This window comes from Kitasatospora sp. NPDC088742 (assembly GCF_055584905.1).
This window is the reverse complement of sequence record NZ_JBVJLD010000110.1, coordinates 1-3,869: the sequence shown is the minus strand read 5'-3', so window position 1 is coordinate 3,869 and position 3,869 is coordinate 1. Positions and strand designations below refer to the sequence as shown.

The 3,869-nt window shown below is 74.1% G+C and carries 5 protein-coding genes; 4 read left to right on the top strand and 1 reads right to left on the bottom strand.

Features of this window, described 5'->3' with window-relative positions; genetic code table 11:
* The first annotated feature begins 231 nt into the window (after positions 1-231).
* The 4 genes from ACZ6ZR_RS38605 to ACZ6ZR_RS38590 all read left to right on the top strand — a co-directional run bounded on the left by ACZ6ZR_RS38605 (position 232) and on the right by ACZ6ZR_RS38590 (position 2,591).
* Positions 232-486, top strand: coding sequence for a hypothetical protein (locus tag ACZ6ZR_RS38605; RefSeq protein WP_465650703.1), 255 nt, complete (start codon positions 232-234; stop codon positions 484-486).
* A 380-nt stretch (positions 487-866) separates the two neighbouring features.
* The gene (locus ACZ6ZR_RS38600; protein ID WP_465650701.1) at positions 867-1,382 is read left to right on the top strand and encodes a GNAT family N-acetyltransferase; all 516 of its coding nucleotides are present in this window, start codon (positions 867-869) and stop codon (positions 1,380-1,382) included.
* An 80-nt stretch (positions 1,383-1,462) separates the two neighbouring features.
* The gene (locus tag ACZ6ZR_RS38595) at positions 1,463-1,954 is read left to right on the top strand and encodes a GNAT family N-acetyltransferase (RefSeq protein WP_465650699.1); all 492 of its coding nucleotides are present in this window, start codon (positions 1,463-1,465) and stop codon (positions 1,952-1,954) included.
* A gap of 97 nt (positions 1,955-2,051) precedes the next feature.
* Positions 2,052-2,591 carry a DinB family protein gene (locus tag ACZ6ZR_RS38590; RefSeq protein WP_465650697.1) on the top strand — a complete coding sequence of 180 codons (540 nt, stop codon included), beginning with the start codon at positions 2,052-2,054 and terminating at the stop codon, positions 2,589-2,591.
* Here the strand turns inward: ACZ6ZR_RS38590 and ACZ6ZR_RS38585 are convergent.
* On the bottom strand, positions 2,584-3,675 hold the full coding sequence (locus ACZ6ZR_RS38585; RefSeq protein WP_465650695.1) for a DUF2332 domain-containing protein: 1,092 nt from the start codon (positions 3,673-3,675) through the stop codon (positions 2,584-2,586). The genes ACZ6ZR_RS38590 and ACZ6ZR_RS38585 overlap by 8 nt on opposite strands.
* Between the last annotated feature and the right edge of the window lie 194 nt (positions 3,676-3,869).

Sequence of the window (3,869 nt, the reverse complement as noted above, 5' to 3'; positions counted from 1 at the left end):
GGCGGCGGGGGGCAGCCGCCGCAGCCTCCCTTCGGGGGTGGTGGGCAGCCGTATCCGCCGCAGGCGCCGTACCAGCAGCCCCCGCAGCAGTACCAGCAGCCGCCGCAGCAGGGTGGCGGCGGCAACCCGTACCGCTGACACGCCCACGAACGGCGCACAATCCGAGCGCGATGAACGGCCCTTCGGGTACTGATGACCAGTCAAGTCGTCGGTAGACCGAAGGGCCGTTCCATGATCAGGGTGTTCAGCAACTCTCGTGCCACCACCTCCCGCCGCCTGCTTCCCGCCGTGCTGTTCGCCGCGGCGCTGACAGCCGCCACCGCCACCGCCTTCGGCGCGAGCGGTGCGGCGGTGGCGGCGGAGAACCACGGGCCGGCCAACGCCGAGGAGGCGAAGGTCTGTTCGGATCTGCTCGGGTGGGCGCAGGGGATCGTCGGGCTGCCGGCGACCTCGGTGGATTCCAGCTGTACCGTGCGGAACGGCTGAACGGCGGGTCAGGTGGTGGCCGCCCGCCAGTCGGGGGCTAGTGCCGTGCCCGGCAAGGTTTGCCCCGTCACGCCGCCCGGCACGCACTCTCGCCGCACCGGCCAAAAGCCCGGGTAGCTCCGCTACGACGGGCCTTCGCCCGGCACGCCGACACCTGCCACCGCGACATACCCACACCGATACGGACCTGACCAAGCCCTACTAGGGCGGCCATCAGGTCGAGGCGGTCGGGCTGGTCGGCGCGGGTGGGCTCGTGGCGGCGTGCCTCGTCGTTGATCACCTCTCCGTTGTGGTCAGCGGGGCCCTGTTCCGCCACGGGATTACCGCGGTGGGTGGCGTAGGCCCGCCAAATCGCTTGCGGCGCTGCGGAGAATGGCCCCATGAACCGCACGAGCGACAACATCACCTCCACCTCGTCGGGGCCGCAGGGCTGGAGCATCGCGCCGGTGCCGGTCCACGACCCGGTCGCCGCAGCGGTGTTGAACGAGTACATGGACGAGCTGGTCAGCCGTTACTACGGGCGTCCCTCCGAGCCGGAGGAGATCGCGATGGGTCTCGGGGACGGTGAGGACCTGGTGGAGCCGCGCGGGGTGCTGCTGGTGGGGTGGGACGGGGCGGAGCCGGTGGGGTGTGCGGGGCTGCGCTGGTTGGGCGGTGGGGAGGCGGAGTTGACCCGGGTGTTCGTCCGGAGGGTGGCTCGGCGGGGCGGCGGCGGGGCCCGGTTGGTGGGTGCGGCGGAGGAGTTCGCCCGGGGGCGCGGGGCGACCCTGGTCCGGTTGAACACCCGCAAGGACCTGACCGAGGCGATCGCGCTCTACCGGCACCTCGGCTACCTGCCGACCGACCCGTACGGCGACGACCCGTACGCGGAGGTCTGGTTCGCCAAGTCCCTGTAGCAATCCGCAGGGCCGGGGAGGGCCGGGGAGGGCCGGGAAAACCGGTGGTCGGGGCCGTGCGGCCGGGGCAGACTGGCGGGATGATCATTCGTGAGGCGACGGCCGCCGACTGGCCGGCCATCTGGCGGTTCCTGCACCGGATCGTGGCGGCGGGCGACACCTTCACCTGGCCGCGGGACATCGGCGAGGACGACGCCCGGGCGATCTGGATGAAGCGGGCCCCGGGGCGGACGGTGGTCGCGGTGGACCGGGACGGCACGGTGCTCGGCACCGCCGAGACGCACCCCAACCAGATGGGGCCCGGTGCGCACGTGGCCAACGCCGGGTTCATGGTGGCCGCCGAGCACGGCGGCCGGGGCGTCGGGCGGGCGCTGGCCGAGCACGTGATCGCGCAGGCCAGGGCGGACGGGTACCGCGCGATGCAGTACAACGCCGTGGTGGCGACCAACACCCGGGCGGTGGAGCTGTGGAAGTCGCTCGGCTTCACGGTGATCGGCACCGTCCCGGAGGGCTTCCGGCACGCCGAACTCGGTTACGTGGACCTGCTGGTGATGTACCTTCCGCTGGTCTGACCCGGGGCGGAGCGGAGGGTGGGGCCGGCAGGATCTTGGCGGCCGTCGGCGTCTGCGCCCCTGGCCGGGGTCGGGCGGCCCGGGCCATGCTGGAGCCATGATCACACCTGACACCAAGGACTGGACCTGGGTCCTGGAACGCGCCTGCCCCGACTGCGGCTTCGACACCCCGGCGGTGGACGCCGGTCGGGTCGCCGGACTGGTCCGGGCCAACGCCGCCGCCTGGGTGGCGCTGCTCGCCGAGCGGCCGGAGGCCGAGCTGCGCGCCCGCCCCGGGCCGGGGGTCTGGTCGGACCTGGAGTACGCCTGCCACGTCCGGGACGTGTTCCGGCTGTTCCGGGTCCGGCTGCGGCTGATGCTGGAGGAGCAGGACCCGCTCTTCCCCAACTGGGACCAGGACGAGACCGCCGTGGCCGACCGCTACGGCGAGCAGGATCTGGCCCTGGTCTCGGCCGAACTCGCCGAGGCCGCAGATGAGTTGGCCGCCGCCTTCGACCAGGTCGAGGGGGACAGGTGGCAGCGCCCGGGGCGCCGGAGTGATGGTGCCCGGTTCACCGTGGCGTCCTTCGCCCGGTACCTGGTGCACGACCCGGTGCACCACCTGTACGACGTCACCGAGGGGCGGCCCGTCAGCTGAACGACCAGGCCGGCAGGCCGTGCGGGAGCGCCTCGGCGAGGACGGTCTCGGCGGCCCGCCCGGTGCGGACGGTGAGCAGGAAGCGGTGCTCCCGCCAGTCCGGGGCGCGGCGTGGCTCGAAGGAGACGTGGGCGAACGGCGCGGTGGGGCTGGACTCGGCGGCCAGGCGCTCCAACTCGGCCTCCACCAGGGCCCATTCGGCCGCCGGGACGTACTGGCGCATCACCGAGTGCCAGACCACGGTGAGCGCGCCGCCGGCGACCGAGACCCCGCGGAGGAACTCGGCCGCGCCCAGGGGCTCGACGGTGGTGGGCACCCGGTCCGCCAGCCGGAGGGCGCCGGTGAGCCGGGCGGCCCGCTGGGGCTGGTCCGCCCAGACGTAGGAGCGCAGCGCGAGCGCGCCCTCGGGGGAGCGCGGGTCGATCGGGTCGAGGTCGCAGCCGTGCCGTTCGGTGAAGCGCAGCGGCGGGGGTGCGGTGGCCGCGCCCAGCGGGAGTGGCGGGGTGCCGTGCCAGGCGTCGGCCAGCAGGACGGGGGAGTCGGCGGGGCCGAAGGCACCGGTGCCGGGAACAGCGCCGGACCACTCGCAGCGGAAGTGGTCGGCGAGCAGGTTGAGCCCGGCGCTGGAGCCGAGTTCGAACAGCCGGACCGGCAGGTCGGCCCCGTCGAGGGCGTGCAGCGCACCGGCGATCAGCAGGTTGGCCCGGCCGGTCTCGTTGGTCTGCGGGGGCCTGGTCAGCCACTCCTTGAGCCAGTCGGGGTGGTCCGCGACGGTGGCCCGGAAGTCGTCCCAGACGGACTCCGGGACGGGCGAGGGGCAGCTGCCGCCGGCGCTCGGGTAGTGGGCGGCCAGGGCGGGTGCCCGTCCGCTGAGCACCAGGGCGTGCACTCCGCCCATCAGCCGGAGCGCGATGGCGTCCGGACCGGGGGCGTCCTCGTGGCCGCTGACCGCAGCCGCGCACGGGCCGCCCTCCAGCAGGTCCCGGGCGGCCCGGCGGATCAGGAAGGCGTAGAGCGGGGAGCCGAGCTCGGCGCAGGCGTCGGCCTGCCGCTCGAACATCGCGGCGGTGCGGGCGAGGGACACGGGCGCCTCCCTGGAACTCTGCGGTACGGCTGACCGCCCGTCAGGAGGGCGTCCCTCCACATCATTCGCCCGCGGAGCCCGGCCTGAGAAGGACCCGCAGGGGTGATGGTGATCACCGGACGGCGCCACCGGACGGCACCGTGGTCACCAGTCGGCGGCCGCGCGCAGGGCGTGGCGGAGCTGGCTGGCCACGT